This window comes from Pseudomonas sp. SWRI22 (genome assembly GCF_014268395.2).
GTDB classification, from domain to species: domain Bacteria; phylum Pseudomonadota; class Gammaproteobacteria; order Pseudomonadales; family Pseudomonadaceae; genus Aquipseudomonas; species Aquipseudomonas paracarnis.
This window is the reverse complement of the sequence record NZ_JABWQK020000001.1, coordinates 1212319-1239298: the sequence shown is the minus strand read 5'-3', so window position 1 is coordinate 1239298 and position 26980 is coordinate 1212319. Positions and strand designations below refer to the sequence as shown.

Here is a 26980-nt window from a genome sequence, read left to right as displayed (position 1 = left end):
ATGGCTGCGCCCCGATGAAACGCCTCCCTCCGTTACCTGCGTTGCACACCTTCTGGGTCACGGCCCAGTGCTGCAACTTCACCCGTGCCGCCGAACACCTGCACATCACCCAGGGCGCGGTGAGCCGGCAGGTGGCCGGGTTGGAAAGCCAGTTGGGCTATGCCCTGTTTCAGCGCCAGGCGCGTGGCTTGAGCCTGACGGAGGAGGGGCGCGAATGGCTGGCGTGCGCGCAACAGGTGTTTGGCTTGCTCGCTGACGCGGTGGAGCACATCGGTGACCGGCGCCGCACCTTGCAGCTCAAAGCGTCCACCTGCGTGATGCGCTGGTTGTTGCCGCGCTTGCTGCAATGGCAAAAAGAACGCCCGGATGTGCCGGTGGAGCTCACCACGACGGTGGCCTATAACGTCGACTTTCGTCGTGAGACGTTTGACGCGGCGGTGATCTATGGGCCCATCGCCGAGCAGTCCGCCGAGGCGCGGCACTTATTCGACGAGCGCCTAACGCCGGTCTGCGTGCCTGGGTTGCTGGGCAGTTTGCGTACGCCGCAGGATTTGCAGCATCAGGTACTGTTGCACCCGACCCGAGACGAGCGCGATTGGACGTTGTGGCTCAAGGCTGCAAATGCCTGTTTGAGCGATCCCATCCAACGGCACCACTTCGAAACCTTGGACTTGGCAATGACCGTAGCGTCCCAGGGCACCGGGGTGGCGATGGGCGACAGTGCGCTGATTGGCGAGGATCTGAAGGCGGGGCGGTTGGCGATGCCGTTTGAACTGCGGGTGTCGACGGGGATGGGGTATTTCCTGGTGTATCCGCCGGGGAAGGAACCGTCGGTTGGGTTGGTCGCGCTGATGGATTGGTTGGTCAGTGAGGCCAGTGCGTGAGCTGGCTTGCCCGTACATCGCCCTATGTAGGAGCGAGCTTGCTCGCGAAAAACGTCAACGATAACGCCTATATCCTGAATGAACGCGGCGCCTGTGAGTTTTTCGCGAGCAAGCTCGCTCCTACAAAAAAGGCAAGCCAGCGTTGGGTCAGTAACCGACGGTAAAGCGCTGGCGCGAATGCTTCGGTGTTTCCACTTCATCCAGCATGGCGATGGCGAAGTCGGCAAAACTGATCGAACTGTTGCCGTCACTGTTCACCAGCAGATCATCCTTGCCCAGGCGGAATTTGCCCGTGCGCTCGGTGCCGTCGAACAGGGCCGATGGCGACAGGAAGGTCCAATCCAGCTCCTTTTCCTGACGCAACGTTTCCAGGAAGTCAGCCCCGGCACTGGCTTCAGCTTTATATTCAGCCGGGAACCCTTCGCTGTCGATCACGCGCCCGCCACCGGGCAACAACAGCGAACCTGCGCCGCCGACCACCAACAAACGTTTCACCCCGGCCTTTTTCACCGGGCCGATCACGGCGCTGGCGGGAAGGGTGGCGAAGTGCGCCGCGCTGATCACCACGTCGCTACCGCTGATGGCGTGTTGCAAGGCCTCGGCATCCAGGGCATCAACCTGTTTGACCGTAACGCCTGGGCGCACAGCCAGCTTGTCGGTATTGCGGGCGATGGCGGTGACGGTATGCCCGCGACGCAGCGCTTCTTCCAGCAGTTGGCTACCGGCGCGGCCGGTGGCACCAATGATTGCAATCTTGCTCATGATGTTCTCCAACAGGGTTAAGGTTTAAAGCCAGTTACCACTTCATTTCGCCCTTGGCGACTTTGGCGCTCAGTTCCAGCGAGCTTTCGTCGGCGAGGGTGGGGTAGCGTTTTTTCATGGCCGCAATCAGGGCGGCGGAGTCCTTGGCCTTGGCGGTTTCGAGGTCGAAGGCCTTGATGTAATCAGCGGTGAAGGTGACCGAGGCCAGCGATGGCGTGCCCAGGTAATGGCCCGGCACCACGGTGTTCGGCTTCAGGTCTTCAATGCGCGTGAGGGTGGCCAACCAGTCTTTATGGGATTGCGCGCTCTGGGTATCGGCCATCCAGACGTGGATGTTTTCAGCGACCACCACACCACCGACCACGGCCTTGATCGACGGAATCCACACAAAGCTGCGATCTGGCTGCGGGCCGTCGAGGCCCACCACTTCAAGCTGCTGTCCTTCCAGGGTCAGGCTGTGGCCTTTAAGTACCTGCGGTACAAGGGTCTTGGCCGGTTTGTCTGCGCCCATTTTCGGGCCCCAGAAGGCCAGCTTGTCGGCGACCGTGGCGTTGATATGGTCGACCACCGGCTGCGGCGCCAGCACCTTGGCGTCGGGGAAGGCGGCGGTGAGGGTGTCCAGGCCGAAGTAGTAGTCCGGGTCGCCATGGCTGATGTAGATGGTGGTCAGGCGTTTGCCGCTGGCGCGGATCTTCTGCACCAGTTGCTCGGCTTGGCCTTTGCCGAATTGCGCATCCACCAGGATCGCGTCTTTCTCGCCGCTCACCAGCACCGAGCTGACCGGGAAGATCGCGGCTTCGCCTGGGTTGTACACGTCCAGTTTCAGCTCTGCCGCCGCTGCGTGGGCAGCGAATGCCAGGGCGGCAGTAGCCAGGGTCAAGCGTTTGAAGGTCGAGAACATCGGGCAGCTCCTGCCATAGATAAGGGATGCACAGAGCTTAGTTGCATAAAACGCGACAAAAAATGCGATGCTGGGACATAGTTTGTTTCTAAAAGCGGGCAAATCATGGATCGTCTTCAAGCAATGCGCGTGTTTGTCACCGTGGTGGACCTGGGCAGCCAATCCGCCGCCGCCGACCACCTTGACCTGTCGCGCCCGGTGGTCTCGCGTTACCTGGCGGAGCTGGAAGACTGGGTGGGTGCACGCCTGCTACACCGCACCACGCGCAAGCTCAGCCTCACTGCCGCCGGGGGTGAAACACTACCGCGTTGTCGGCAATTGTTGGATTTGTGTGGGGATATGCAGGCCGCCGTCAGCGAACCCGATGACGCGCCCCGAGGTCTGTTGCGCCTGAGCGTCAGCACCTCGTTCGGCCAGGCGCAGCTGGGCGCGGCGATTGCCGAATACGTCAAGCTTTACCCCCTGGTGACGGTGGATTTGCAGATGCTTGATCGCACGGTGAACCTGGTGGACGAGCGCATCGACCTGGCGATCCGCACCAGCAACGATCTGGACCCCAACCTGATCGCCCGGCGCCTGACCGTATGTCGCTCGGTGGTGTGCGCCACACCGGCTTATCTGCGCGAGCATCCGGCGCCGCAGAAAGTCGAAGACCTGGCCCGGCACAATTGCCTGACCCACTCTTACTTCGGCAAGAGCCTGTGGCATTTCGAAGAAAACGGAGAGCACGTGTCGGTGCCGGTCCACGGCAATATCACGGCCAATGAGGCCAGCACGTTGATGCGCGTGACGCTGGCCGGGGCAGGGGTGGCGATGCTGCCCAGTTATCAGGCCGGCGAGCTGATTCGCAGTGGGGAGTTGGTGCGCTTGCTGCCGCACGCCGAGCCACGACAAATGAACATCTATGCGGTGTACGCCTCACGCAAACATATGCCTTCGGCGTTGCGTAGCCTCCTGGATTTCCTGGTGCTGCGCTTTCCTGAAGAGCCGGTTTGGGATGTCGGGCTATGAGCTGAAATAAGCGCGCTGAATGACATCGCATCAGGGCAAGTTGACCTATGCTTTAAACAGCACCCTGTAGATCCGTTCAGAGGTCTGTGCCATGAGCATTAAAACCAGAAAGTACCTGACAATTTTCACCCTCTGCGCATTGGCGACAGCGCTGTATGGGACTGCCGCCTACCGCGTCGAGCAAACGCGCATGCAGCCAGCGGCGTTCGCTATCAGCTGCCATCAGGACCAATGCGTTCCCCGCACCGGCAGTTTCAGTGCGCTCAGGTAGGCTGCTCTGCCTTCAGTTGTTCACGAAACGCCTTGGGTGAAAACCCGACCCTGCGGCGAAACAGCCGTGAGAAGTTGGTCGGGTCGGAAAAACCCAGCACCTCGGACATTTCATTGATGGTCATGCTGGTGTAGGTCAGTAGGCGCTTGGCTTCCAGCAATTGGCGGTCATGCATGATCTGCAACGCCGGTTGCCCACCCAATTCCCGACACGTCCCGTTCAAGTGTGAGACCGAGATGCCCAGCTTGTGGGCCAGGTCTTCAATCTTCGGGTGTTCGCGGTAATGCTGTTCGACCAGTTGCGTAAACCGCCGAAAGTACTCACGACCCCGCGGCGCGCGTGGATGGCGGCGCTGGATCGCCTGGCGGCTGACCCATACCAACAACACGCTGACCAGGGCGTGCAGCATCATGTCCCGTGCCGGTTGGTCATCGGCGTATTCGTCCTGCAAGCGTACGAACAGGCTGTTCAAGTAATCGCTGTCCTTGCCCGCCGGGTAGCTGCCAAGTGTGTGCAGGCCATCGACGGTAGAGCCCAGTTGCGCCTGCAAGTGGCTGACCAGCGGCGCCGAAAGCGTTACCACAAACCCTTCCACATCCTCGGAAAAACGAAAGCCATGCACGCACAGCGGTGGCAGCACTTGCAGGCTCGACTCGTTAAGCGTGGTGCGCTGGCCCTCGATTTCCAGTTGTGCCTGGCCTTTGTGCACATACAGCAACTGGCACAGGTCCGCGTGCCGGTGGGGCTGGATTTCCCACTGGTATTCCCGACTGCGCCGGGAAATGGTTTCGCAGTGCAACAAATCGGGAGTCGGCCACTGCTGGCTTTCCCCGTAAAGCTTGAAGACCGGAATCGCGGTTTTGGTCATGGTTTCAATCCGATACTCAGGATAATGGTTCGGTAATCGCCCCGATTGGCGAAAAGCACAGGTTTTGACGCAGTTTTCACCTTCTTATGAGCCTCACTCAAGTGAAAAATGTCAGCCACAAGAGCAATGACAACTCTTTCACTCCATACGTTCGCGTGAAGCTTGAAGGTCATAAAAATAATGAAAACCCTGAAAACCCAAGTCGCCATTATTGGTGCCGGTCCTTCCGGATTGCTGCTCGGCCAACTGCTGCACAACGCTGGCATCCAGACCCTCGTTCTAGAGCGTCAGAGCGCCGATTACGTACAAGGCCGTATCCGCGCCGGTGTGTTGGAACAGGGCATGGTCGACCTGCTGCGCGAAGCCGGGGTCAGCCAACGTATGGACGCCGAGGGTCTGGTGCACGACGGGTTTGATATTGCCCTCAATGGCCAACTCACCTCCATTGACCTCAAGGCCTTGACCGGCGGCCAGTCGGTGATGATCTACGGTCAGACCGAGGTCACCCGCGACCTGATGGCCGCCCGCGCAGCCGCCGGTGCCATCACCCTGTACGAAGCCTCCGATGTTCAACCCCATGACCTGAAAAGTGAACAGCCCTGGCTGACCTTTGAGCACGAAGGCCAAGCCTACCGCCTGGAGTGCGATTACATTGCCGGCTGCGACGGTTTCCATGGCGTGGCCCGCCAGTCGATACCGGCGCAAGCGCTGAAGGTGTTCGAACGCGTCTACCCCTTCGGCTGGCTGGGCGTGCTGGCCGACACGCCGCCGGTACATGCCGAACTGGTGTACGCCAAACACGCGCGGGGTTTTGCGCTGTGCAGCATGCGGTCGCCGACCCGCAGCCGTTACTACCTGCAAGTGCCGGTCGAAGAGAAGCTGGAAGACTGGGCGGATGAACGTTTCTGGGATGAACTCAAAAGCCGCCTGCCCGGCTCATTGGCCGAACAATTGGTGACCGGCCCGTCGATCGAGAAAAGCATCGCGCCGCTGCGCAGCTTTGTGGTGGAACCCATGCAGTACGGGCGCCTGTTCCTGCTCGGCGATGCCGCGCACATTGTGCCGCCCACCGGTGCCAAGGGCTTGAACCTGGCAGCCAGTGATGTGAGCACCTTGTTCCGCATCTTGCTCAAGGTGTACCGCGAAGGGCGCCTGGACTTGCTGGAAAAATACTCGGCAATCTGCCTGCGCCGAGTGTGGAAAGCCGAGCGGTTTTCCTGGTGGATGACCTCGATGCTGCATCAGTTTCCCCAGGCGGATGACTTCAGCCAGCGTATTGCCGAAAGCGAACTGGACTATTTCATTCACTCCCAGGCCGGGCGCAAAACCATCGCAGAAAATTACGTCGGCCTTCCTTACGAGCCTATCGAATAGCCTGCTATCGTATCGAGCATTCCCACCGGTGACCGTTGCCTGTGGGCCCTGCTCGAAGGTTCTGCCGTGACTCACCTCAATCAGCCCGCTCCAACCGTTCCCGCCGTGCGCAGTATCCTGGTCGCGCTGATGATGGCGATCTTCCTGGGTGCCCTGGACCAGACCATTGTCGCCGTGTCCATGCCGGCCATTTCCGCGCAGTTCCATGACGTCAACCTGCTGGCCTGGGTGATCTCCGGCTACATGGTGGCGATGACCGTGGCGGTGCCGATCTACGGCAAGCTCGGTGACCTGTATGGGCGCCGGCCCATGATGCTCATCGGCATGGGCCTGTTCACCCTCGCGTCGTTGTTTTGCGGCCTTGCGCAAAGCATGGAGCAACTGGTGCTGGCTCGGGTTCTGCAGGGTATCGGCGCTGGCGGGATGGTCTCGGTGAGCCAGGCGATCATTGGCGACATTATTCCTCCCCGCGAACGGGGACGTTATCAGGGGTATTTCAGCAGCATGTACGCGGTGGCCAGCGTGGCCGGGCCGGTACTGGGCGGTTATATGACCGAGTACCTGTCGTGGCGATGGGTGTTTTTGATCAACCTGCCACTGGGCGTCGGTGCCTGGTACGTGGCCCATCGCACTCTGGTGGGGCTGCCGGTGCCGCAGCGCAAGCCGATCATCGATTACCTCGGCACGGTGCTGATGATCGTCGGCCTCACCGCCTTGTTGCTGGGCATCACTGAAATCGGCCAGGGCCATTCGTGGCGTGACGATCAAGTGCTGGGGTTGCTGGCCTGTGCCCTGTTGGCCTTGAGCGTGTTTGTATGGCACGAACGCCGCGCACGGGAACCGCTGTTGCCGATGCACTTGTTTGCCAACCGCAGTGCGGTGTTGTGCTGGTGCACGATTTTCGTCACCAGCTTCCAGGCGATTTCCCTGACGGTGCTGATGCCCCTGCGCTACCAGACCGTGACCGGCGCTGGTGCCGACAGCGCAGCCCTGCACTTGCTGCCGTTGGCGATGGGCTTGCCGATGGGCGCGTATTTCGCCGGGCGCATGACCTCGGTGACCGGCCGCTATAAACCGATGATCCTCAGCGGCGCGGTGTTGAGCCCGCTGGCGATTCTCGGCATGGCCTACAGCGCCCCCCAGGCGGTGGCGCTTACCAGCGTCTTCATGTTGTTGTGCGGTATCGCCGCCGGCATGCAGTTCCCGACCTCGTTGGTGGGTACGCAGAACTCGGTAGAGCAACGGGATATCGGTGTGGCCACCAGCACCACCAACCTGTTTCGCTCCCTGGGCGGGGCAGTGGGGGTGGCTTGCATGTCGGCGTTGCTGCTGGCGCTGTTGCACGATTCCAGTTTCGCCCATTTGACGAGCGGCGCACTGGTGGCCGAAGGCAGTTCCGGCAACGTACTGCTCGACGGCCTCAACGCCGCACCCGGCCCGGCGCAGGATGCGTTGCGCGACGAGCTGGCGGTGACGTTCCGGCATTTGCTGATGGTGAGTGCGGCGGTGTCGCTGCTGGGGTTGGCCGCTGCGATAGCGATGCCGAATCGGGTACTGCGCGGCCGTGAAGACAAAGTTAGATAAGCGGACGCGGAGCGTCCCAGGCGGCGTTCCCACGCAGAGCGTGGGAACGATCAGGATCAGGGGCTGTAATACCCCACCGCAACCATGAAATGCCCGCTCTTGCGCACATAGGCATGCTTGTTTTCGACCTTGCCGGTCACCGGGTTTTTCCAGCGGTATTTGTATTCGCCCTGGTCCTGTTCGGCCATCATCTGGAGGATCGGCACACCCACTGGTTTGCCATCCGGGTCCTTGATCTTGGCAAAATCGGTGTTGATCAGGCGCAGGTTGGTGCCATGGGCGACGTAGCGCCGCGTGTTCAGGTCCACCACGAATACGTAGAGATCATCTTGCAGGAAGCCGCCTTGCAAGGAGTTGATCGCCTTGAGCGTGCCGGTTTCATCCTTGACCAACGCCTCCACCGCCTTGTTGCGCAGCGCCCGTGCCTGTTCCGGCGTGGCGCGCGGCAAGTAATAACCGACCGCCAGGATGCGTTCGCCCACCCGCTGATAAAACACATGCTTGTGTTCGACCTTGCCGTCATTCCAGTTCTGCCAGCGGTAGTCAGCCTGCTGGATACCCTGGCCTTCGGGCACGCTAAGGGCTTGTTTGAACGAGGCTTGCAGGTCGGGCCCGAGTACCTCGGACACGTCGCGACCGATCAGCGCGGAGGAGGGCCCGCCACTGGCCAGGAGCACGCCTTTTGTATCGACCACAAACACATAGCGGTCCTGGTCGATGAACTCGCCCTGACGGCTGAAGGCGGCGAACGCCTTGTCACCTTGCTTGTGGTAGTACGCCAAGGCTTTTTCCAGCAGGGCCTTGGCGGCTTGGGCATCCGCTTCCTGTGCCGTGGCGGCATGCACCTGGCTGCAACACAACAGCAGCAGCCAGGTGAATCGGAGCAGTCTCTTCATTTACCCGTCCCTCGTTCTTGTTGGTGTGCCAAGAGCGTAGACGGTTGGCGGCAAATCAGAAGGGTTTGGTCGGCAGGTATTTACCGTCCAGGGTGATGACCGCACGGGAGCCGCCGTCCGGGTCTTCGACTTTCTTGATGTCCAGCTTGAAGTTGATGGCGCTGATGATGCCGTCGCCGAATTGCTCATGCACCAGGGCCTTCAAGGTAGAGCCGTAGACCTGCAGCATTTCGTAGAAACGGTACATGGTTGGGTCGGTCGGCACACCGCTCGGGAAGCTGCCGCGCAGTGGGACGCTTTGCAGCAGTCGGCTGGCGTCCTCGTCAAGGCCGAGTTTGCCGCACACGATGTCGGCCGCCTCCTTGGGCAGCGGGTGCTGGCCGAGCAGGGCTGCGGTGACGAATGCCAGGCTCAGCCCGGTGCCGTCGGTGAGGTCCTGCCACGACAGGTTTTTGCGTGCCTTGAGGTCGATAACGGTGTCGGCCAGGGCCAGACGTGGGGTTTGGGCGAATTGGGATTGCAACATGGTGACGTCCTCTTGGGTTGAATAAGGTTCAGGCAGCGTGGGCGCGGGTGCTGGGGTGGTCGAGCAGGGAGACGAAGCGCCCGGTGTGCCCGTCCAAAGCGTCGATGCCGCCGGTTTCGATGTCGTACACCCAGCCATGCAGGTTCATCCGGCCTTGTTCCAGCGCCAGGGCGACAGAAGGGTGAGTCTTGAGATTAGCCAGTTGGGCGACCACGTTTTCGCGCACCAAGGCATCCAGGCGGGCAGCGTCCGAGGCATGCGTACGGACTGCATTGATCACCTTGGCCGACTCGGCATGGCGCAACCAGTTGGCCACGGCGGGCAGGTGGTCCAGGCATTTGCAGGTAGAAATTGCAGTCATTGCACCGCAGTCCGAGTGCCCGCAAATCACAATGTCGCTGACGCCCAGCACCGCTACGGCATATTCGACTGTGGCCGACACGCCTCCCGGTTCCGGGCCGTAGGACGGCACTATGTTGCCGGCGTTACGGATGACGAATAGGTCACCGGGTTCCTGCTGGGTCAACAGCTCGGGGACTACGCGGCTGTCAGAGCAGGACACGAACAAGGTGCCGGGGTTTTGCGTGGTCGCCAGGTGTTTGAACAAGTCACTGCGCGGGGTAAAGGCTTCACGTTGGAATTTGCGAAAGCCGTCAATGAGGTGCTGCATGGTGGTTCTCCTTGCGTCGCTGATGGGGCAAGGATGGAAGTTTTCGGCTATAGCGTCCAAGACCGGTTTATTATGCTTTCTATAAGTTATGCCTATAGTTGGAGCACTGCCCATGCTGTTGCGTCATATCCGTTACTTGCTGGCCGTTGCCGAGCATCGCAATTTCACGCGTGCCGCCGAGGCGCTGCACGTGTCGCAGCCGACCTTGTCGCAACAGATCAAGCAACTGGAAGAAAGCCTGGGCGCGCCACTGCTGGACCGTTCCGGGCGCAGTGTCAGCCTGACCGACGCGGGGCAGGCCTATGTGCGTTATGCGCGGCTGGCCTTGCAGGATCTACAGGCCGGCACCCGCGCCATACATGACGTGCAGGACCTGCGCCGGGGGCATTTGCGCCTGGCCATGACGCCGACCTTCACCGCCTACCTGATCGGCCCGCTGCTGGCACGCTTCAATGCGTCGTATCCCGGCATCACCCTGAGCATTGAGGAACTGACCCAAGACCGCATCGAAGCCGCCCTGGGCGAGGACCTGCTGGATATCGGCATCGGCTTTACCGGCGAGCATGGGCTGGAGATCGACTGTGAGGCGCTGTTTGTCGAAGAGCTGAGCCTGGTCGTCAGTGCCAGCCATCCAGAACGCACACAACCAGCCTGGCTCGAACAGCCCCTGGTGCTACTGAACACAGGCTTCGCCACCCGCCGCTATATCGACGACTACTGCCACCAGCAAGGGGTTAAACCGCAGATTGCCATGGAGGCCAACTCCATCAGCGCGATCATCGAAATCGTGCGCAGCACGCCCCTGGCAACCATCCTGCCCCGCGCACTGGCCGAGGCCCAGGCAGGCCTGCATGCCGTGGTGATCAATCCACCGTTGCCGCAGCGCACCGCGGCACTGCTGAGTCGCAAGGGCGCGTATCGCAGCGCTGCGTGTGCGGCGTTTGTAGCGTTGATCAAGGCGTAGGACCGGGCTGACGCCCCAGGATCCCAATGTGGGAGCTGGCTTGCCTGCGATGACGGCCGGACAATCAACACCGATCTACCTGACACCCCGCATTTCAAGGCGCAGCCAACCACTGCCCCACAATCCCTGCATACGCCCCCGTCGCCACACTCAAATGCAACCACTGATCCACGTAACTCTTCCAGGCCACATCATCTCGCGGCAACAAAAACGCTTTTTCACTGTACTGCATCGGTTGCTCCGGGTTGACCGCGCACAACCCAGGCTTGAGCTTCTGCTGATAACGCGCCTCGCTGGCGTCGGTAATCATCACATCGGCTTTGCCCGCCAGCAGTTCATCAAAAATCGTCACGTTGTCATGCAGGCGAATCTGCGTCTGGCCCAGGTGCGCACGGGCAAACACTTCATTGGTGCCACCGGCGGGTTCGATCACTCGCACCTGGGGCTGGTTGATCTGTTCCACCGTCTGGTAGCGCTGCACATCGGCGCAGCGCACCAGTGGGATCTTGCCATCGACCCCGAGAGACTGGCTGAAGAAGGCTTTTTTCTGACGTTCCAACGACACGGAAATTCCGCCCACCGCGATGTCGCAGCGTTGGGTCAGAAAGTCCGGCATCAGGGTTTTCCAGGTGGTGGGCACCCAGTTGATTTTGGCGTTGAGGCTCTTGGCCAGGGACTCGGCCATGGCAATGTCGATACCTTCATAGCCGCCGTCGCTGCGCAGCGAGGTGTAAGGCTTGTAGTCGCCGGTGGTACACACGGTGAGGGTGCCGCGCGCAATCACGTCGTCAAGGCGAGATGCAGCGGTGTCGGCCTGGGCGACATTGGCCAGGCTTGCCAGTACACAGAGGGCCAGAGGCGCTTTCATGGAGTCGAATCCTTGGGGCTCGGTTGAAGCAGCCATAATGCCCGTTTTGGTAGGAACGAGCTTGCTCGCGGAAAAGCTGTGTGCGCCGCTGTGAACCAGGCACCCCGCGTTATCGTTAACGATCTTCGCGAGCAAGCTCGCTCCTCCAGACAGAATGTTTAGCCAAACTGCAACCAAACTCCATCAAGCCTGAATTTACCCGTGTAACCTCGCGTGTGACGCTCAAGTCTTTCTATCACTGTGAATCGCGCATGCACGCTTGCCCCGACACTCACACCGCGACATTGCCGTCTGCGCTTGCGTTCTGGGCCTTGTTCCATTGCCGACACGCGCGCCCGCCAGATACCTCTCTCCTACGTTGATCTACCCCAAGGATGACGCGCACCTGTGCGCATCTGCCCGGCGGCGCCTGCGCGCTTGCCTGACGCAAACGTATGAGAATTCCCATGAGTGTTTTTGCCAGCCTGCATGAAGCCCAGACCTTCCTTGAACAGAACCCCGACATTGAGATGTTCGAGCTGTTTATCCTCGATAACAACGGCGTACCGCGCGGCAAGCTGCTGCACCGCGACGAACTGCTGGCGGTGTACGAAAGTGGCCGGCCTCTGCCCAGTACCATCCTCGGCCTGACCATCAATGGCGATGACGTAGAAAACTCCGGGCTGGTCTGGGAGGTGGGGGATATTGACTGCCGCGCCTACCCGATCAGCGGCAGCTTGCAGCGCATGCCATGGCGCTTGATCCCCACCGCAGCGGTGCAAGTCAGCATGCACCCCACCGAAGGCCTGCCCGCCACCGTGGCCGACCCCAGGCACCTGCTGGCCAATGTTATCGAGGCGCTCAAGGCCGACGGTTATTACCCGGTGATGGCGGCGGAGCTGGAGTTCTATCTGCTCGACCAGAAGCCCGACAGCAACGGCCGCCCGCAACCGGCGCGGGATGTGGATGGCAATCGCCCGCGTTCGACGCAAGTCTACGGCCTGCGCGAACTGGAGCAGATCGAGCCGTTTCTTGCCGACCTCTACAGCGCCTGCAAACTGCAAGGGATTCCGGCGCGCACAGCTATCTCCGAGTACGCGCCGGGCCAAGTGGAAATCACCCTCGAACACCGCACCGACGCGCTGCAGGCGATGGACGAAGCCGTGCGCTACAAACGCCTGGTCAAGGGCGTGGCGCACAAACATGGAATGACCGCCTGTTTCATGGCCAAGCCGTTCGACGACCTGGCCGGCACCGGTATGCACATGCACGTCAGCCTGGCCGATGCCCAGGGCAATAACCTGTTTGCCAGTGAAGCGACCGACGGCACGCCACTGCTGCGCCAGGCCGTGGGCGGCATGCTCAGTACCTTGCTCGATTCACTGTTGATGTTCTGCCCCAACGCCAACTCTTATCGACGCTTCCAAACCAACAGCTATGCGCCGCTCGCTGCCACCTGGGGCGTGGACAACCGCACCGTCAGCCTGCGCGTGCCCGGTGGCCCGGCTCTATCCCGGCATATCGAACACCGCATCTGCGGTGCCGACGCCAACCCCTACCTGGCGGCTGCTGCGATCCTGGCCGGGATTCATCGAGGCATCCGCGAACAGCTCGACCCTGGCGCCCCGGTGCAAGGCAACGGCTACGCCCAGGCCAAGGAACTGCTGCCCACCGACTGGCTGACCACCTTGCGCGCGCTGGAAACCTCCCGCTGGGCACCGGATGCGTTCGGGCGCGAATTCCTAAGCGTTTACCTGGCGGTCAAACGTGCCGAATACCGCCAGTTCATGGGCGAGGTGGGGGAGCAGGATTGGCGGTGGTACTTGCATCAAGCGTGACCGGTTTTAGCGGGGTGGGCTTTCGACCTTTTTTTCACGTTGCGAAGGTTAAGCTGCGGATCAAGGTCGTTCACTACCGTTTCATTCACATGAGCCCGCGATGTCGCCACAACCTCCATCCTCCATCGAGACCGAATTCACCGAGCGCTATGACCGTGAGCATGCCAGGGGCTGTGGCGACCCGCGTCCGCCCAGGCTGTTGCAGCGCCTGTCGGCGTGGCGCGATGCGCGGTTGGTACGCCAGGCCCTGAAAGTGGCGGGCGAGCCAGGGCTTATCCTCGACCTGGCGTGTGGTTCCGGGCGCTTCTGGCCGGTGCTGGCCGAACACGTCAACCGTGTGATCCTGGCCTCGGACAACTCCCAGGCGATGCTCGATCACGCGCGCACCCATCACCCGGGCGCGTTGCTCAAGCGTGTCAAAACATTCCAGGGCTCGGCGTTTTCCATTGGCCTTTCGGCGAATGCGGTGGACTGCATTTTCTGCCTGGATTTGTTTCGCCATGTGCCCGGCAGCGATGCACGGCTCATGTTATTGCATGAGTTTCACCGCGTCAGTCGCGACACGGTGATTGTTGCCGTGAACGTGGGCACGCCGGTAGAGAGCGAGTTTCGCCAAGCCGGCTTCAAAATCCTCAATTACCAAGAGTTCCTGCCGGGCTCGCGGCGATGGTGCGTCTACGTTTTGCGTAAGAGAGGATAACGCCCGTTTGTCGGACTATTCTTCATCTCCTGTCGGAGTTTTCATGATGGCGTGTGCACTGCGGATGCTCGCAAGCCCCTTTCGCGATATATACTGCGCGCCATTCTTCAAGGGAGAGCCGTGTGGCCATCGATATTCACTGGATCTGCGACAACGATAGCCTCGGCCAGCATTGCGCCGAATGGCAGCAGTTGCCATTCGTCGCCCTCGACACCGAATTCATGCGGGTCGACACCTTTTACCCTATTGCCGGGCTGATCCAGATCGGTGATGGCGTGCGCGCTTACCTGATCGACCCCCTGACTATCGACAATTGGCAACCCTTGGCCGCCTTGCTGGAGAACCCGGCGGTGATCAAGGTGGTGCACGCCTGCAGCGAAGACCTGGAAGTGCTGTTGCGCCTGACTGGCAGCTTGCCAGTGCCGTTGTTCGACACCCAATTGGCGGCGGCGTACCTCAACCTCGGTTTCTCCATGGGCTACTCGCGCCTGGTGCAGGCGGTGTTGGATATCGAGCTGCCCAAGGGCGAAACCCGCTCCGACTGGCTGCAGCGGCCATTGTCAGAGACGCAGGTCAGCTACGCCGCCGAAGACGCCGTGCACCTGGCCGAGGTTTACACCCGCCTGCGCCCGCAACTGTCGGACGACAAATACGCGTGGGTATTGGAAGACGGCGCCGAACTGGTGGCCAACCTGCGCCGTGAGATCGACCCCTACGAGCTGTACCGCGACGCCAAGCTGGCGTGGAAATTGTCCCGTGCCCAACTCGCAGTGCTGCGTGAGCTCTGCGCCTGGCGCGAGCAGCAGGCCCGTGCCCGCGACTTGCCGCGCAACCGCATCGTTCGCGAGCACTCGTTATGGCCCCTGGCCAAATCCCAGCCGGATAACCTCGCCGCCCTGGGCAAGATCGAAGACATGCACCCGCGTACGGTGCGCCAGGACGGCCAGTTCCTGCTGGACCTGATCAAACGCACTGCCAGCCTGCCCATGGACCAATGGCCGCCTGCCGTGGCAGAGCCGTTACCGGTGGACGCTGCAGCGTTGATCAAGCAACTGCGTGCCCTGGGCCAAACCTTCGCCGAGCGCCTGGACATGGCGCCGGAACTGATGCTGCGCAAGAAAACCCTCGAAGCCCTGGTTAAAAGTGGCTACCCCGATGGGCCTTACCAATTGCCAGACTCGCTGCGTGGCTGGCGCCGCGAGTTGATGGGCCAGGCGTTGCTCGACAGCCTGGCCAATGCCGGAGAACAGCCTTGAAACGTATTTGCTCCATCTACCGCAGCAAGAAAAAAGACGGCATGTACCTCTATGTGCTCAAAAGCGATGCCCTGGAGCGCGTGCCCGAGCCGTTGATGGAAGCCTTTGGCAAGGCGCATCACGCCTTTGACATGGTGCTGACGCCGGAGCGCAAGCTGTCGCGCGAAGACATCGCCGTGGTGCTGGAAAACCTCGACAAGCAGGGCTACCACCTGCAAATGCCGCCGGCCGAGGACGAGTACATCGAGCACTTGCCCGAAGAGCTGCTGCGCCGCAACGACCCGATGTGATCGACCAGTGCCCGCTTCAGGGCACAGCTTCAATGGAATCGTATTAGAGGACGGTGGCCGTAAGGATGCGGGCGGCCGTCTGCACTGTTTTTTCAAAGGTTTGAACCATGCGTGTTCTGATTGCTGAACAGGATCATCCGCTCTACGCCCAATTGCTCAGGGACGCCGCCCCAGACCTCGAAGTGCTGACCAGCGGCGACTCGGCCGAACTCTCGCGCCTGGCCGCCGACTGTCCGGTGTGGCTGGGCCAGCCCGATCTGTTGGCTACCCTGCTGCGCCAGGGCCATCATCCGCAATGGCTGCAATCGACCTGGGCGGGCATCACGCCCCTGCTGGCCGATGGCTTGCCACGCGACTACCGGCTGACCCGCGCGGTAGGCATTTTTGGCCAGGTCATGGCCGAGTTTGTCCTCACCTACATGCTGGGCCACGAGCGTGAAGTGCTGGCGCGGTTGGTCAGCCAGGTGGAGCGCAAATGGGATAACCGCATGGGCCAGAGCCTGGCGGGGCGTAAGGCGCTGATCGTCGGCACCGGTGACATCGGCCAGCGCGTGGCCGAGTTTCTGCTGCCGTTCGGCGTGCAGTTGTATGGCATCGCCAGCCAGGCCCGCGAGCAGGCACCGTTTATCGAAGTGGCGGGGCTCGACCAGTTGGGCCGGCTGGTGGGGGAGGTAGATTACGTGATCAACCTGCTGCCCAACACGCCTGATACCCATGACCTGTACGACGCGGCGCTGTTCAAGCAATTCCAGCCCACCGGGTTGTTTATCAACGTCGGACGCGGCGTGGCGGTGGTGGACGCCGATCTGGTCGAGGCGCTCAAAGAAGGGCACCTGGCCGGCGCGGTGATCGACGTGTGCCGCCAGGAGCCCTTGCCGCAACGCCACCCGTTCTGGACGGCGTGGGGTTTGCTGTTGACCGGGCACAGCTCGGCCCCGACCTCGCCGCCAATGATGGTGGAGTTGTTTGTGCAGAACCTGCGGGCGTATCAGGCCAAGCAAGCGCTGCGCGGGGAAGTGGATTTCGAGCGCGGCTACTGAAGAGCTTGCCCGATGGCCTCATGTAGGAGCGAGCTTGCTCGCGAAAAACTCACAGGCGCCGCGCTTATTCAGAAAGTGCGCGTCATCGTTGACGTTCTTCGCGAGCAAGCTCGCTCCTACAGAGGATGAGAGGGCGATGCTTAGAGACTGAAGTTCCCCTCGGACACCAGCTCGCTCAACGGCTTGCGCGGGCTCGGCATTTCGCGCCCTTGCAGGTACTCCGGCAAACTCGACTTGTCACCCAGCTTGCCCACCGCCACGGCCGCATGCAGCGCATAACCCTGGGGAATCTTGAGCTCCTTGCGGGTCAGTTCCTGGTCGAAACCGGCCATGCCGTGGGTGTGCCAGCCACTGAGGCTGGCTTGCAGCGCCAGGTGGCCCCAGGCCGAGCCGGTGTCGAAGGTGTGCCACAGCGCCGGGGTTTCTTCGGTAGCACCCGGGGCGATGAAGTCGGTTTTCGACGCGATGATGATCAGGGCCGACGCATGCTGCGCCCAATTGCGGTTGAATTCATTCAGCAGGCCCAGGAAGCGCTCCCAGTCCGGCGTGTCACGGCGCGCATACAGAAACCGCCACGGCTGCGAGTTGTAGGCCGAAGGCGCCCAGCGTGCCGCTTCGAAGAAACTCAGCAGCGTCTCCTGCGGGATGCTCTCGCCGGTAAAGGCGCGGGGCGACCAGCGCTCGGTGAATTGGGTGTGGATCGGATAATCGGCAACACGGGGGTTATTGCTCATGGACAGACCCTGATGAAAAAAACGGGATTCAAAACTACTGCGCCCACCCAGGCCTGACAAGTCTTGCAACACCGTCAGTCGTAAGCGCTTGGCCCCAACGGGCTTGGGCACTAGACTGGCGGCCTTTTCACCTTCCGATACTGATGCAGAGCCATGGCCGCCAAAGTCGAACCTTTCTGGATACGCAAAACCCTTGAGCACCTCGACCAAGAGGAGTGGGAGTCATTGTGCGACGGCTGTGGCCTGTGCTGCCTGCAAAAGCTTGAGGATGAGGACGACAACAGCGTCTATTACACGCGTATCGCCTGCAAACTGCTCGACCTGAAAACCTGCCAGTGCACTGATTACCCCAACCGCCGCGCCTCGGTGCCCGATTGCATCCAGCTCACACCGGGCCAGGCCGATCAGTTCAAATGGTTGCCGCCGACCTGCGGTTACCGCCTGGTCAGCGAGCGCAAGGACTTGCCGCTGTGGCATCACCTGGTCTGCGGCGACCGTGACGCGGTACACCACGAACGCATTTCCCAGTCCGGGCGCATGCTCAGCGAAGGCAGCGTGCCCGAGGACGACTGGGAGGATTACCTGATTTTCCGCGCAGGCTGAATGAGGAGTGTGTATGAAGGTGGCCGCCAAGTGGGCAGCGGGCCTGGTCGTGCTGGCGCTGAGCGGGCCGGGCTGGTGCGCGAAGAAAGTCGACCTGGATTACCACATCAAGCTGTTGCCCCAAAGCCAGCAGGCCGAGGTGCGCGTCAGCCTGTCCCAGGGCGCGGCGGTGCGCAGCCTGAACTTCGACCTGGGCCGCGACGGTGACTACAGCGACTTCAAGGCCGATGGCCAGTGGCAAGTCACGGGCAACCGTGGCCTGTGGCAACCCAGCCCTGACAAGGCCAGCCTGACCTACCGGGTGCGCCTGGCCCATGCGCGCAAGCCCGGCGTGTATGACACACGCATCACGCCCGGCTGGGCGTTGCTGCGCGGCGAAGACCTGGTGCCGGCCGCACGTCTCGACCAGCAAGACGGCGTCGAGCTGGTCTCACGTCTGATGTTCGAACTGCCGACGGGTTGGAAGAGCGTCGAAACGGCCTGGCCGCGCATCGGCCAGAACAAATTCCGCATCGACAACGTGTCCCGCCTGTTCGACCGTCCCACCGGCTGGATGCTGGCGGGCAACCTCGGCAGCCGCCGCCTGCGCCTGGGTGAAACCGACGTCACCGTGGCCTCGCCCAAGGGCCAGGGCATGCGCCGCATGGACGTGCTGACGTTGCTGACGTTTGTCTGGCCCCAGGTGGAAGCCGCGTTCCCGCGCCATCCCGGCAAACTGTTGATTGTCGGTGCCAGTGACCCGATGCGGCGGGGCGCTTATTCGTTACGCGATTCGATCTACCTCAACAGCCGCACGCCGCTGGTGGGCGAAAATGGCAGCAGCCCGTTGCTGCGCGAAGTGGTGCAGGCCATCGGACGCTTCAATGACCACGACAGCAGCGACTGGATCAGCGAGGGCTTGGGCGAGTACTACGCGATTGAGCTGATGCGACGTGCCGGTGGCATCACCGATGAACGCTATGCGGCGATCCAGGCGCGGCTGACCAAAGAAGGCAAAGACGTCACCACTCTCAAAGGCGAGCACGTCAACGGCGCGAGGCTGGCGCGTTCGGTGGTGGTATTGCAGGAGCTGGACCGTGAGATCCGCGTGAAGACCCACAACAAACGCTCCCTGGACGATCTGGCGCAGGCGTTGATGCGGGTGAACAGCGTCAACACCAAAGAATTCGTGCAGTTGGCCGAGAGTGTGATCGGTGAGTCGTCGGTGGTACTGGACAGCAAACTGCTGCGCTGATCCAAACCCCTGTGCAATTCAAAATGTGGGAGGGGGCAAGCCCCCTCCCACATTTGAATCTCCAGCATGTCCAAGTCTCAGGTCAGGCTTTAGGTTTCACCGCCTTTTCAGCCGCCACTTCGGCCTTGGTCTTCAGGTTCTTCAACTCTTCACCGGCCCGTTCGATCTTGGTGCGCACGCTGTTCATTTCCTGGCGGCCCTGTTCCAGTTTGTCCTTGAGCGAACTGTGCCCGGTAAAGCCACGGGCCAGTGCCACGCCACCAATCGCCACCTGGATCAAGCCGAAAATCCCGCCGCGGCGCAAGCCTTTACCCACCATCATTACCCCGCCGGCCACCGAGCCGATGCGCTCCCAGCCATGCACGTTCTGGGTGGGTTGAGGCTTCAAGGGGGCGGCTTCGATGATAGGTCGCAAGGTTTTGCTGTCGCTCATGATCAGTCTCCAACAAGGGCAAGTGTTATTAGCTGACTGCGCGCATGTGCCGGATGTTCCCGCAATGTCAGTACTTGGGGCCCGAACGGGTGTTATTGCCCTTGGCCAGTCGGTCGTAGAGCACCACGTTGACCGTGGCCGCCAGGTTCATGCAGCCGGTGGTGGGGATGTACACCACATCCTCGCACCAGTCGCGGATCTCTTTGTCCAGGGAGCCGTCTTCGGGGCCGAAGATATACAGGGCGCGGTCGGGGTGGGTGTATTCAGGCAGCGGACGGGCGCCTTCGACCAGTTCCACGGCCACCGGAATGCAGCCCAGGGGCAGGATCTTTTTCAGGTCGTCAATGCCGATCAGCGGGATATCGTGGTGCACCTTCTTGGTGTCGGTGATGAAATCCCGGGCGCGCTCGTAACGCACGCCGGTGTAGAACACCGAGGCCACGCCGTAGCAGCCGGCGGCACGCATCACCGAGCCGACGTTTTCGGGGGATTTGGGGTTATACAGACCGATGCAGCTGTAGCGTTTATTGCCCACGGGAGTGCCTTTGAAAAAGGCAGCAGTATAGCTGCAAGCTACAAGCTGCAAGTTAAAAACCGAGCGGCTTTTTCTTGAGGCTTGCAGCTTGGAGCATTCAGCTGCCTTTTTTCATCAACCCCGCCAACGCCGCAAACGGGTTGTGCGTTGCCTTGGCAATGTTCGGGCTGCTGGTGGAGCCTTCGCCGAAGTATTGCTGGTCGGTGTAGCGCGAGTGTTCGTTGTCGTGGCAGTACAGGCACAGCAACTCCCAGTTGGAGCCGTCCTGGGGGTTGTCATCATGGTTGTGGTTGCGGTGGTGGACGGTCAGTTCACTCAAGCGCTTGCCGGAAAACTCACGGGCGCAGCGGCCACACACGTGGGGGTACATCTTCAAGGCTTTATCGCGGTAGCCCATTTCGCGGTCGCGCTGGGCATCGGCGAGGATGCGGTCCAGCTTGGCGGTGTGGGAGGGTGGGTTATTCGAGCTCATCATGGCTCCTGGCTATTATTGGGTGGTTCACGGACAAGGTTGATTCTAGCCGCTCCCACAGGGGATTGGCGCTATTGAATCAACCGTGATCAGCCCTTGAGCTTCTCTGCAATCCAGATGGTATGCCGCGTGCCCTTGTTGCCATGGGCAAACACTTGCACTTCCTCGGCCTTGAAACCGGCCTTGCGCAGTTTGTCACTGAACAGCTTGTCGGCGCTGGCCGACCACACCGCCAGCACACCCTTGGGCCGCAGGGCCTTGGCGCACGCGGCCAGGCCACTGGCCGAGTACAGCCAACTGTTAGCTTTTTGCGTGAGCCCCTCGGGGCCGTTGTCGACGTCGAGCATGATCGCATCAAAGCCTTGGGGCTCGGCCTGCAGTACCTTGGCCACGTCTTCCAGGCGGACCACGGTGCGCGGGTCCAGCAGCGGGCGTCCGGATTTCTCCCCCAGTGGCCCACGGTTCCATTCCACGACGCCGGGCACCAGTTCGGCCACCACCACTTCGGCGCTCTTGCCCAAATGCTTGAGCGCCGCGGCCAAGGTAAAGCCCATGCCCAGGCCGCCGATCAGCACCCGTGATCCTGGGCGTCCGGCCACTTTGCGGCAGGGAATCTCCGCCAGGGCATCTTCGGAGCCGTGCATGCGCGTGTTCATCAACTGGCCACCGTCACCGCCCTGGATCTTGATGACGAAGTCCTCGCCGTATTCGAACAGGCACAAGGCACCGCCGTTGTCGGGGATTGGGGTGGTGTCCAGCAGAACAAAACGTTTCATGGAAATCTCATTGGGAAGGGCATTCTTGCGCGGTTGGGAGTAGCCTTAGGGCATTCCGGTCAGGCCATGGAGCCATCGATGAAGTGCAGCATTCTAACGGTCATTGTGTTGAGCGCGCTCGCATTGGGTACCGCGCAGGCTCAGGAGTTACAAACCGTACCGGTCGCGCCCACGCCAACCCCAGGCGCGCCGGGCACGCCAACACCCACGTTGTACCCGCAAGTCACTCCGCCCGTTGCGCCCAAGACCCAGAATGGCTCGCCGCCGCTGGCGCCCATCGTGTTGCCGGCGCCGCCCAAGGACCAGACGGTCCCTGGCCTGCAGCAGAACGACAGCAAGCCGAAAACGCCGGGCGGTTAGACCAGACCGAGGGCCTTGAACACAAAGGCATATTCGAGGGCGACGTCACGTAAGCCCTGATAGCGCCCGCTCATGCCGCCATGGCCGGCACCCAGCTCGGTCTTGAGCAGCAGCAGGTTGTCGTCCGTCTTGATATCCCGCAGCTTGGCCACCCACTTGGCGGCTTCCCAGTACTGCACGCGGCTGTCGTTATAGCCGGCGATCACCAGCGTGGCCGGGTAAGCCTGGGCGCTGACGTTCTCGTACGGCGCGTAAGCCTTGATGCGCGCGTACACCTCGGGGTCCTCGGGGTTGCCCCACTCGTCGTACTCGGTGATGGTCAGCGGCAGTTCCGGGTCGAGCATGGTATTGAGCACATCGACGAACGGCACTTCGGCAATTGCCGCCTGGAACAATTCCGGACGCTGGTTGAGCACCGCGCCGATCAACAGGCCGCCGGCACTTCCGCCGCTGATCGCCAGTTGTGGGGAGGTGGTCAGGCCCTCGGCAATCAAATGTTCGGCGCAGGCGATAAAGTCGCTGAAGGTGTTCTGCTTGTGTTCCTGCTTGCCGTTGCGATACCAGGCTTCCCCCAGCTCACCCCCGCCGCGCACATGGGCGATGGCAAACGCCACGCCACGGTCGAGCAAGCTCAGGCGCGCATGGGAGAACCACGGGTCCAGGCTTGAGCCGTAGGCACCGTAGCCATATAGGTACAGCTGCGTCGGCTTGCCGAGCTGGTCACGCTTGACCACCAGGCTGATGGGTACCTGAGTGCCGTCGGCGGAAGTGGCCCACAGGCGTTGGCTGACGTAATCGTCGGCGTTGAAGACGCCCAGCACCGGAGTTTCCTTGAGCACGACCTGTGCGCCTGTCGCCAGCTCAAGCTGGCGCACTTGGGCCGGGCGGTTCAAGGCCTCATAGCGCAGGCGGATCTTATCGCTGGGGAACTCCAGGCTGTTCTGCACGTAGAGGCTGTAGGCGGCGTCAGGCAATTGCACCCGGTAGGCCGGCACATCCTCAGGGTGCACTTCGATAACCGGCAGGCCACCGATGCGCAAGCTCAAGGTCATGGCGTTGGCGTTCAGGCTCACGCCGTCGAGCATGACTTCGTCGCTGTGGGGGATCAGGTTCTGCCAGTCGGCTTCGGTGGGCGGCGTGCCGGTGTCGGCGGCCACGTACAGCGCATGGTTGATGCCGTCGCGGTTGCTGCGGATAAACCAGGTCCACTGGCCATTGCGCTTGCCGTGGTCGACATCGTATTCGTGGTCTTCGACCCGTGGCGCCAGGCAGGTGAAGGCCAGGTGCGGTTGCTCGGCGTCCAGCACCCAGACTTCGCTGGTGGTCTTGCTGCCCAGGGCCAGCAACAGTTGGCGTTCGGAGCTTGAGCGGTAGCAATGCAGGAAGAAACGGCCGTCGGGCTCGTGGAAGACTTCCTGCGCGGCGGTGCCGTCCAGGCGATAGCGATACAGCTTGTGCGGGCGATGGGTGTCGTCCAGTTCGCCGAAAAACAGGGTCAGGCTGTCATTGGCCCAGGTCATGCTGCCATCGCAGTTGTCGAACGCCAGTTCGCTGACCTTGTCGGTCGCCAATTCCTTCACGAACAGGGTGTAAATCTCTTCGCCGCTGGTATCGAGGCTGTAGGCCAGGCGTTGGTGATCGGGGCTGATGCTGAACGCGCCCAGGGAGAAAAAGCCGCCATTGGCCAGCACGTTTGGGTCCAGCAACAGCTCTTCGCTGCTGGTGTCCACCTGGTTGCTGTCATCGGCCGGGCGGCGGCAGCGGTAGTGGCGGGCGTATTCGTCGCCGGCGGTGGTGCGGGTGTAATACAGATAGGGGCCCCAAGGGGAGGGCAGGGACAGGTCAGTTTCCAGAATGCGGCCCTTGATCTCGTCGAACAGGGTCTCGCGCAACGCTTGCTGATCGGCCAGTTGGGCTTCCTGCCAGGCGTTTTCGGCCTTGAGGTAGTCGAGCACCTCAGGGTTGTCGCGTTCTTGCAGCCAGGCGTACGGGTCTGGGCCTGGGGCCTTGCGGGCAATCGGTGCGGTGGAAATAGGCATGGATAATTCCCTATCTGGCAGACGGTGGCAGGCATTGCAGCCGCGACACGCAAAAGCCGTTATCATAGCCGCCTGTTTGCCAACCTTGCCATGGACACCATGACCGAGAACGACTATCTGACCGCTTGGGGCCTTTACGCCTTCGCCGCTTTGGGCTGCCTGTTGGTGTGGTGGCGCATGACCCGCTGGATCTGGCGCTGGCTGCGCGAGCCCCTGCAATTGCTGATGGCGGTGTTGCTGCTCAGCCCGACCATTGTCGACCCGGTCAAGACCCAGTTTGCGCCGGCCGTGGCCATTACCGCCCTGGACCTGGTGCTCAAAGTCGGCAACAACGCCTGGCGCGCCATTTCCGACCTGTTCATGTACACGATGATCGCGTTTGCCCTGTACATCGTGTTTGTGCTGATCCGCTGGCCCATCGAGCGCGCCGCCAATGCTCGCCGTGAGCGCAAGGCTGCTGCGGATGCGGCCTTGGCCGCCGAGCCGGAAGACGACGAACCGTTCCGTCGTCCGGCGCCTGCCGGTGGTATGCGGGTCGAACCGCGCCTTTAACGTTGTTTGCCCTGCAGCGAGAGCCCTGGCATGTGTGAATTATTGGGCATGAGTGCCAACGTCCCCACCGATATCGTGTTCAGCTTTACCGGACTGATGCAGCGCGGTGGGCGTACTGGCCCGCACCGCGACGGCTGGGGCATCGCCTTCTATGAGGGCCGTGGCCTGCGCTTGTTTCAGGACCCGGCCGCCAGCAGCGAGTCGGAAGTCGCGTTGCTGGTGCAGCGTTACCCCATCAAGAGTGAAGTGGTGATCGGCCATATCCGCCAGGCCAATGTGGGCAAGGTCAGCCTGGCCAATACTCATCCGTTCGTGCGCGAGCTGTGGGGGCGTAACTGGTGTTTTGCCCACAACGGCCAACTGGCGGACTTCAACCCCCGCGCCACCTTCTACCGCCCTGTGGGCGATACCGACAGCGAAGCGGCGTTCTGCGACCTGCTCAACCGCGTGCGCGAGGCCTTTCCCGAACCGGTGGACATCGAACAGGTGCTGCCCGACCTGATCGCCGCCTGCGCCGAATACCGCAGCAAGGGCGTGTTCAACTGCCTGCTCAGCGACGGCGACTGGCTGTTCTGCTATTGCTCGACCAAGCTGGCGCAGATCACCCGGCGTGCGCCTTTTGGCCCGGCGCGCTTGAAAGATGTCGACGTGATCGTCGATTTTCAGGCCGAAACTACCCCCAATGATGTGGTAACGGTGATCGCCACCGAACCCTTGACCGACAACGAAAACTGGACCCGCTACGAACCGGGCCAATGGAGCCTGTGGCGACGCGGTGAATGTGTCAGCCAGGGCGTTACCGAGTAAGGAATCGAGCATGTTGCTTAGCTATCTGCGGTTGGTGCTGTTTGCCGTTGGCTTGTTGGTCGGCGTGCAGGTGCCGGGGTTTATCAATGACTACGCCAAGCGCGTCGAAGCCCACTTGATCGAGGCCCAGACCGGCTTGCGCGGTTTCGAGTCCACGGCGCAGCAGTTTTTCAACGGTGATATGCAAGCCTTGGTGGCGCATTACCGCGCCAGCGATGACCCGGTATTCCAGAGCGACGCCAGCAGCCTGGGCGCTATGCTCGATCGCCAACTCGAGTTGGACAAGCAATACCAGGCCATGCAAGGCCCGTGGTACATCCGTGCCCTGCAAGTGGCGGTGGCTGCCGACCCGGATATCCGTTCGGAGACCTGGAATGGCTACAGCTACCAGATTCTGCTGACGCCTGAAGCCATGGGCTGGGGCCTGGGCGGGGCGATGCTGTTGTCGTTCGGCATCGAGTGCCTGTACCGCTTGATCGACTGGGTGGTGTTGGGCGGCCGGCGCCTGCGCCAGAGCCGGCCCATCGAAGAACGGGACCTCAAGGGCCTCTAACGACCCACCGATCGTTCCCACGCTCCGCGTGGGAATACTTTTTCTGACGCTCCGCGTCGCGCTTCGAGGCGCAGAGCGCCCTAGGCTGCGTTCCCACGCAGAGCGTGGGAACGATTAATCGGGTTTATGCAGTTGCATGCGTTCTGCACCGACTTGCTCGGCATAGCGGGCGACGACTTTCTGGCACAACCCCACAATCTCCTCCACCAACTCCACCCCCACGCGCCACGACACCACTACTTGCAAGTTCGGCAGGCGCTGGGCCATGGGCAGCATCACCAATTCCCCTCGCTCCAGCTCTTCGCTCACCAGCACCGGCGGCAGTGCGCCGATGCCGAAGCCATCGCGCAGCAACCGGGTAATCGCTGACACCGAGTTCACGCAGTTCATGCGCGGTGCGGCCACGCCATTGGCCTGCATCAAACTCAACACGTCCTGATGCGGGTGAGAGTTTTTCGAGTAGGTGATGATGCGCTCCTGGGCCAGTTCGGCGAGGGAGGCGTAGTCGCGGTTGTAGATCGACTGGCTGGCCACGATCCAGGCCATGGGGTGGCTGGCCAGTTCCAGGCTGCGCACGGTTTCCAGGCGCAGCAGGTCGGTTTGCAGGATCAGGTCAAGAAAGCCTTTTTGTAGCTGATCGCTGAGGTTCAGCGCGGTATCGGCGATCAGCTCGATCTCCACCAGCGGGAACAGTTTCATCAGTTCAGCGACCAGCGGGCTGAGCCAGGTGTGGATCACCGTGTCCATCGCGCCGATCCGAATGCGCCCGACCTTGCTGCCGGTGGTCTCCAGAGACTGCTTCAAACCCTGCATGGTCACCATCATTTGCTCGGCATAGTCGAGCACTTTCAAGCCTTCCGGGGTCAGGCTCACGCCTCGCGAGTCACGCAGGAACAGCTTCACGCCCAGCTCGCTTTCAAGCACGGCAATGCGGCTGGAAATCGAGGCCTGGGTGGTGAACAGCTTCTCGGCAGTCAGGCGAAAGCTCTTGAGCCTGGCCACCCAGACGAAGGTTTCGAGGAACTTCAAATTCATGGGATCAACTTTTTCTTATGCATGGATCGGTTTTTATTAGTTGGACGTCGCACCGGGCAAGCGCCAAAAATCGAGCTATTCCACGATAAGCGTCGTCGGGGTGTCAGGACAAGTTGCGAGTTCTGCGTAAAAAATCCCACACTACAAGAAAACAAAGCCTACAGG

The 26980-nt window shown here is 61.5% G+C and carries 31 protein-coding genes; 17 read left to right on the top strand and 14 right to left on the bottom strand.

Going from position 1 to position 26980, the window contains the following annotated elements:
• Positions 1-14: 14 nt before the first annotated feature.
• The gene (locus tag HU730_RS05295) at positions 15-884 is read left to right on the top strand and encodes a LysR substrate-binding domain-containing protein (protein ID WP_054898841.1); all 870 of its coding nucleotides are present in this window, start codon (positions 15-17) and stop codon (positions 882-884) included.
• Positions 885-1031: 147 nt separating this feature from the next.
• Here the strand turns inward: HU730_RS05295 and HU730_RS05290 are convergent, their stop codons facing one another.
• On the bottom strand, positions 1032-1646 hold the full coding sequence (locus tag HU730_RS05290; RefSeq protein WP_096143701.1) for an NAD(P)-dependent oxidoreductase: 615 nt from the start codon (positions 1644-1646) through the stop codon (positions 1032-1034).
• A 34-nt stretch (positions 1647-1680) separates the two neighbouring features.
• Positions 1681-2547, bottom strand: a complete 867-nt coding sequence (locus HU730_RS05285; protein WP_096143700.1) for an MBL fold metallo-hydrolase — start codon at positions 2545-2547, stop codon at positions 1681-1683.
• Between the two features lie 105 nt (positions 2548-2652).
• Here HU730_RS05285 and HU730_RS05280 point away from each other — a divergent pair, with 105 nt between their 5' ends.
• A complete protein-coding gene (locus tag HU730_RS05280) occupies positions 2653-3558 on the top strand; it encodes a LysR family transcriptional regulator (protein ID WP_096143699.1) in 906 nt (301 codons plus the stop codon).
• Between the two features lie 91 nt (positions 3559-3649).
• Positions 3650-3829: a hypothetical protein gene (locus tag HU730_RS26585; protein WP_003189580.1), complete on the top strand. Its 180-nt coding sequence runs from the start codon at positions 3650-3652 to the stop codon at positions 3827-3829.
• Here HU730_RS26585 and HU730_RS05275 read toward each other — a convergent pair.
• A complete protein-coding gene (locus HU730_RS05275) occupies positions 3822-4697 on the bottom strand; it encodes a helix-turn-helix domain-containing protein (RefSeq protein WP_014717471.1) in 876 nt (291 codons plus the stop codon). The genes HU730_RS26585 and HU730_RS05275 overlap by 8 nt on opposite strands.
• Before the next feature lie 189 nt (positions 4698-4886).
• Between HU730_RS05275 and pobA the strand changes: the two genes are divergently transcribed.
• On the top strand, positions 4887-6071 hold the full coding sequence (gene pobA, locus HU730_RS05270) for a 4-hydroxybenzoate 3-monooxygenase (RefSeq protein ID WP_186526674.1): 1185 nt from the start codon (positions 4887-4889) through the stop codon (positions 6069-6071).
• A 66-nt stretch (positions 6072-6137) separates the two neighbouring features.
• Entirely contained in the window at positions 6138-7655 is a 1518-nt protein-coding gene (locus HU730_RS05265; protein WP_186526607.1) for an MDR family MFS transporter, read from the top strand.
• A gap of 56 nt (positions 7656-7711) precedes the next feature.
• Here HU730_RS05265 and HU730_RS05260 read toward each other — a convergent pair whose 3' ends face one another.
• Genes HU730_RS05260 through HU730_RS05250 form a run of 3 tightly spaced genes read right to left on the bottom strand, consistent with a single transcriptional unit; the run spans position 7712 to position 9747 of the window.
• Positions 7712-8551, bottom strand: a complete 840-nt coding sequence (locus tag HU730_RS05260; RefSeq protein WP_034126612.1) for a cache domain-containing protein — start codon at positions 8549-8551, stop codon at positions 7712-7714.
• Positions 8552-8606: 55 nt separating this feature from the next.
• Positions 8607-9077, bottom strand: coding sequence for a cyanase (cynS, locus tag HU730_RS05255; protein WP_014717475.1), 471 nt, complete (start codon positions 9075-9077; stop codon positions 8607-8609).
• A 28-nt stretch (positions 9078-9105) separates the two neighbouring features.
• Positions 9106-9747: a carbonic anhydrase gene (locus tag HU730_RS05250; protein WP_034126613.1), complete on the bottom strand. Its 642-nt coding sequence runs from the start codon at positions 9745-9747 to the stop codon at positions 9106-9108.
• Positions 9748-9859: 112 nt separating this feature from the next.
• On the opposite strand from HU730_RS05250, the gene cynR reads away from it, so the two are divergent.
• The gene (gene cynR / locus HU730_RS05245; protein ID WP_034126614.1) at positions 9860-10711 is read left to right on the top strand and encodes a transcriptional regulator CynR; all 852 of its coding nucleotides are present in this window, start codon (positions 9860-9862) and stop codon (positions 10709-10711) included.
• Between the two features lie 94 nt (positions 10712-10805).
• Here cynR and HU730_RS05240 read toward each other — a convergent pair whose 3' ends face one another.
• Positions 10806-11579, bottom strand: a complete 774-nt coding sequence (locus HU730_RS05240; protein ID WP_034126615.1) for a transporter substrate-binding domain-containing protein — start codon at positions 11577-11579, stop codon at positions 10806-10808.
• 446 nt (positions 11580-12025) lie between these two features.
• On the opposite strand from HU730_RS05240, the gene HU730_RS05235 reads away from it, so the two are divergent.
• The 5 genes from HU730_RS05235 (at position 12026) to HU730_RS05215 (ending at position 16682) form a co-directional block, all read left to right on the top strand.
• Complete coding sequence (locus tag HU730_RS05235) at positions 12026-13396, top strand: glutamine synthetase family protein (RefSeq protein WP_034126616.1); 1371 nt, start codon at positions 12026-12028, stop codon at positions 13394-13396.
• A gap of 100 nt (positions 13397-13496) precedes the next feature.
• Positions 13497-14096, top strand: coding sequence for a class I SAM-dependent methyltransferase (locus HU730_RS05230; protein ID WP_034126617.1), 600 nt, complete (start codon positions 13497-13499; stop codon positions 14094-14096).
• 122 nt (positions 14097-14218) lie between these two features.
• On the top strand, positions 14219-15352 hold the full coding sequence (rnd, locus tag HU730_RS05225) for a ribonuclease D (RefSeq protein ID WP_034126618.1): 1134 nt from the start codon (positions 14219-14221) through the stop codon (positions 15350-15352).
• A complete protein-coding gene (locus HU730_RS05220; protein ID WP_003189597.1) occupies positions 15349-15642 on the top strand; it encodes a YcgL domain-containing protein in 294 nt (97 codons plus the stop codon). Before rnd ends, HU730_RS05220 begins: the two co-directional genes overlap by 4 nt.
• Before the next feature lie 107 nt (positions 15643-15749).
• On the top strand, positions 15750-16682 hold the full coding sequence (locus tag HU730_RS05215) for a D-2-hydroxyacid dehydrogenase (RefSeq protein ID WP_054919992.1): 933 nt from the start codon (positions 15750-15752) through the stop codon (positions 16680-16682).
• 140 nt (positions 16683-16822) lie between these two features.
• Here HU730_RS05215 and HU730_RS05210 read toward each other — a convergent pair whose 3' ends face one another.
• Positions 16823-17416, bottom strand: a complete 594-nt coding sequence (locus HU730_RS05210) for a nitroreductase family protein (RefSeq protein ID WP_034126620.1) — start codon at positions 17414-17416, stop codon at positions 16823-16825.
• Positions 17417-17569: 153 nt separating this feature from the next.
• Between HU730_RS05210 and HU730_RS05205 the strand changes: the two genes are divergently transcribed.
• Positions 17570-18019, top strand: coding sequence for a YcgN family cysteine cluster protein (locus HU730_RS05205; RefSeq protein WP_003172524.1), 450 nt, complete (start codon positions 17570-17572; stop codon positions 18017-18019).
• Between the two features lie 13 nt (positions 18020-18032).
• Positions 18033-19253: a hypothetical protein gene (locus HU730_RS05200; RefSeq protein WP_057975680.1), complete on the top strand. Its 1221-nt coding sequence runs from the start codon at positions 18033-18035 to the stop codon at positions 19251-19253.
• A gap of 82 nt (positions 19254-19335) precedes the next feature.
• Here HU730_RS05200 and HU730_RS05195 read toward each other — a convergent pair whose 3' ends face one another.
• The 4 genes from HU730_RS05195 to HU730_RS05180 all read right to left on the bottom strand — a co-directional run bounded on the left by HU730_RS05195 (position 19336) and on the right by HU730_RS05180 (position 21469).
• The gene (locus HU730_RS05195) at positions 19336-19686 is read right to left on the bottom strand and encodes a DUF2892 domain-containing protein (RefSeq protein ID WP_014717485.1); all 351 of its coding nucleotides are present in this window, start codon (positions 19684-19686) and stop codon (positions 19336-19338) included.
• Between the two features lie 67 nt (positions 19687-19753).
• The gene (locus HU730_RS05190) at positions 19754-20221 is read right to left on the bottom strand and encodes an RNA methyltransferase (protein WP_003189607.1); all 468 of its coding nucleotides are present in this window, start codon (positions 20219-20221) and stop codon (positions 19754-19756) included.
• 97 nt (positions 20222-20318) lie between these two features.
• Positions 20319-20693 (bottom strand): YajD family HNH nuclease, encoded by a 375-nt coding sequence (locus HU730_RS05185; RefSeq protein WP_186526608.1) that lies wholly within the window; start codon positions 20691-20693, stop codon positions 20319-20321.
• A gap of 89 nt (positions 20694-20782) precedes the next feature.
• Positions 20783-21469, bottom strand: a complete 687-nt coding sequence (locus HU730_RS05180; protein WP_034126624.1) for a hypothetical protein — start codon at positions 21467-21469, stop codon at positions 20783-20785.
• Between the two features lie 78 nt (positions 21470-21547).
• On the opposite strand from HU730_RS05180, the gene HU730_RS05175 reads away from it, so the two are divergent.
• Positions 21548-21829: a hypothetical protein gene (locus HU730_RS05175; protein ID WP_034126625.1), complete on the top strand. Its 282-nt coding sequence runs from the start codon at positions 21548-21550 to the stop codon at positions 21827-21829.
• Here the strand turns inward: HU730_RS05175 and HU730_RS05170 are convergent.
• Entirely contained in the window at positions 21826-23868 is a 2043-nt protein-coding gene (locus HU730_RS05170; protein ID WP_186526609.1) for a S9 family peptidase, read from the bottom strand. The genes HU730_RS05175 and HU730_RS05170 overlap by 4 nt on opposite strands.
• A 24-nt stretch (positions 23869-23892) precedes the next feature.
• On the opposite strand from HU730_RS05170, the gene HU730_RS05165 reads away from it, so the two are divergent.
• The 3 genes from HU730_RS05165 to HU730_RS05155 are packed head-to-tail and all read left to right on the top strand — an operon-like array spanning position 23893 to position 25780.
• Positions 23893-24420 carry a hypothetical protein gene (locus HU730_RS05165; RefSeq protein ID WP_034126627.1) on the top strand — a complete coding sequence of 176 codons (528 nt, stop codon included), beginning with the start codon at positions 23893-23895 and terminating at the stop codon, positions 24418-24420.
• Positions 24421-24450: 30 nt separating this feature from the next.
• Entirely contained in the window at positions 24451-25227 is a 777-nt protein-coding gene (locus HU730_RS05160) for a class II glutamine amidotransferase (RefSeq protein WP_003189615.1), read from the top strand.
• A gap of 10 nt (positions 25228-25237) precedes the next feature.
• Positions 25238-25780, top strand: coding sequence for a DUF2937 family protein (locus HU730_RS05155; protein WP_034126628.1), 543 nt, complete (start codon positions 25238-25240; stop codon positions 25778-25780).
• A 114-nt stretch (positions 25781-25894) separates the two neighbouring features.
• On the opposite strand, the gene HU730_RS05150 is transcribed toward HU730_RS05155, so the two are convergent.
• The gene (locus HU730_RS05150) at positions 25895-26815 is read right to left on the bottom strand and encodes a LysR family transcriptional regulator (protein WP_186526610.1); all 921 of its coding nucleotides are present in this window, start codon (positions 26813-26815) and stop codon (positions 25895-25897) included.
• Positions 26816-26980 lie beyond the last annotated feature (165 nt).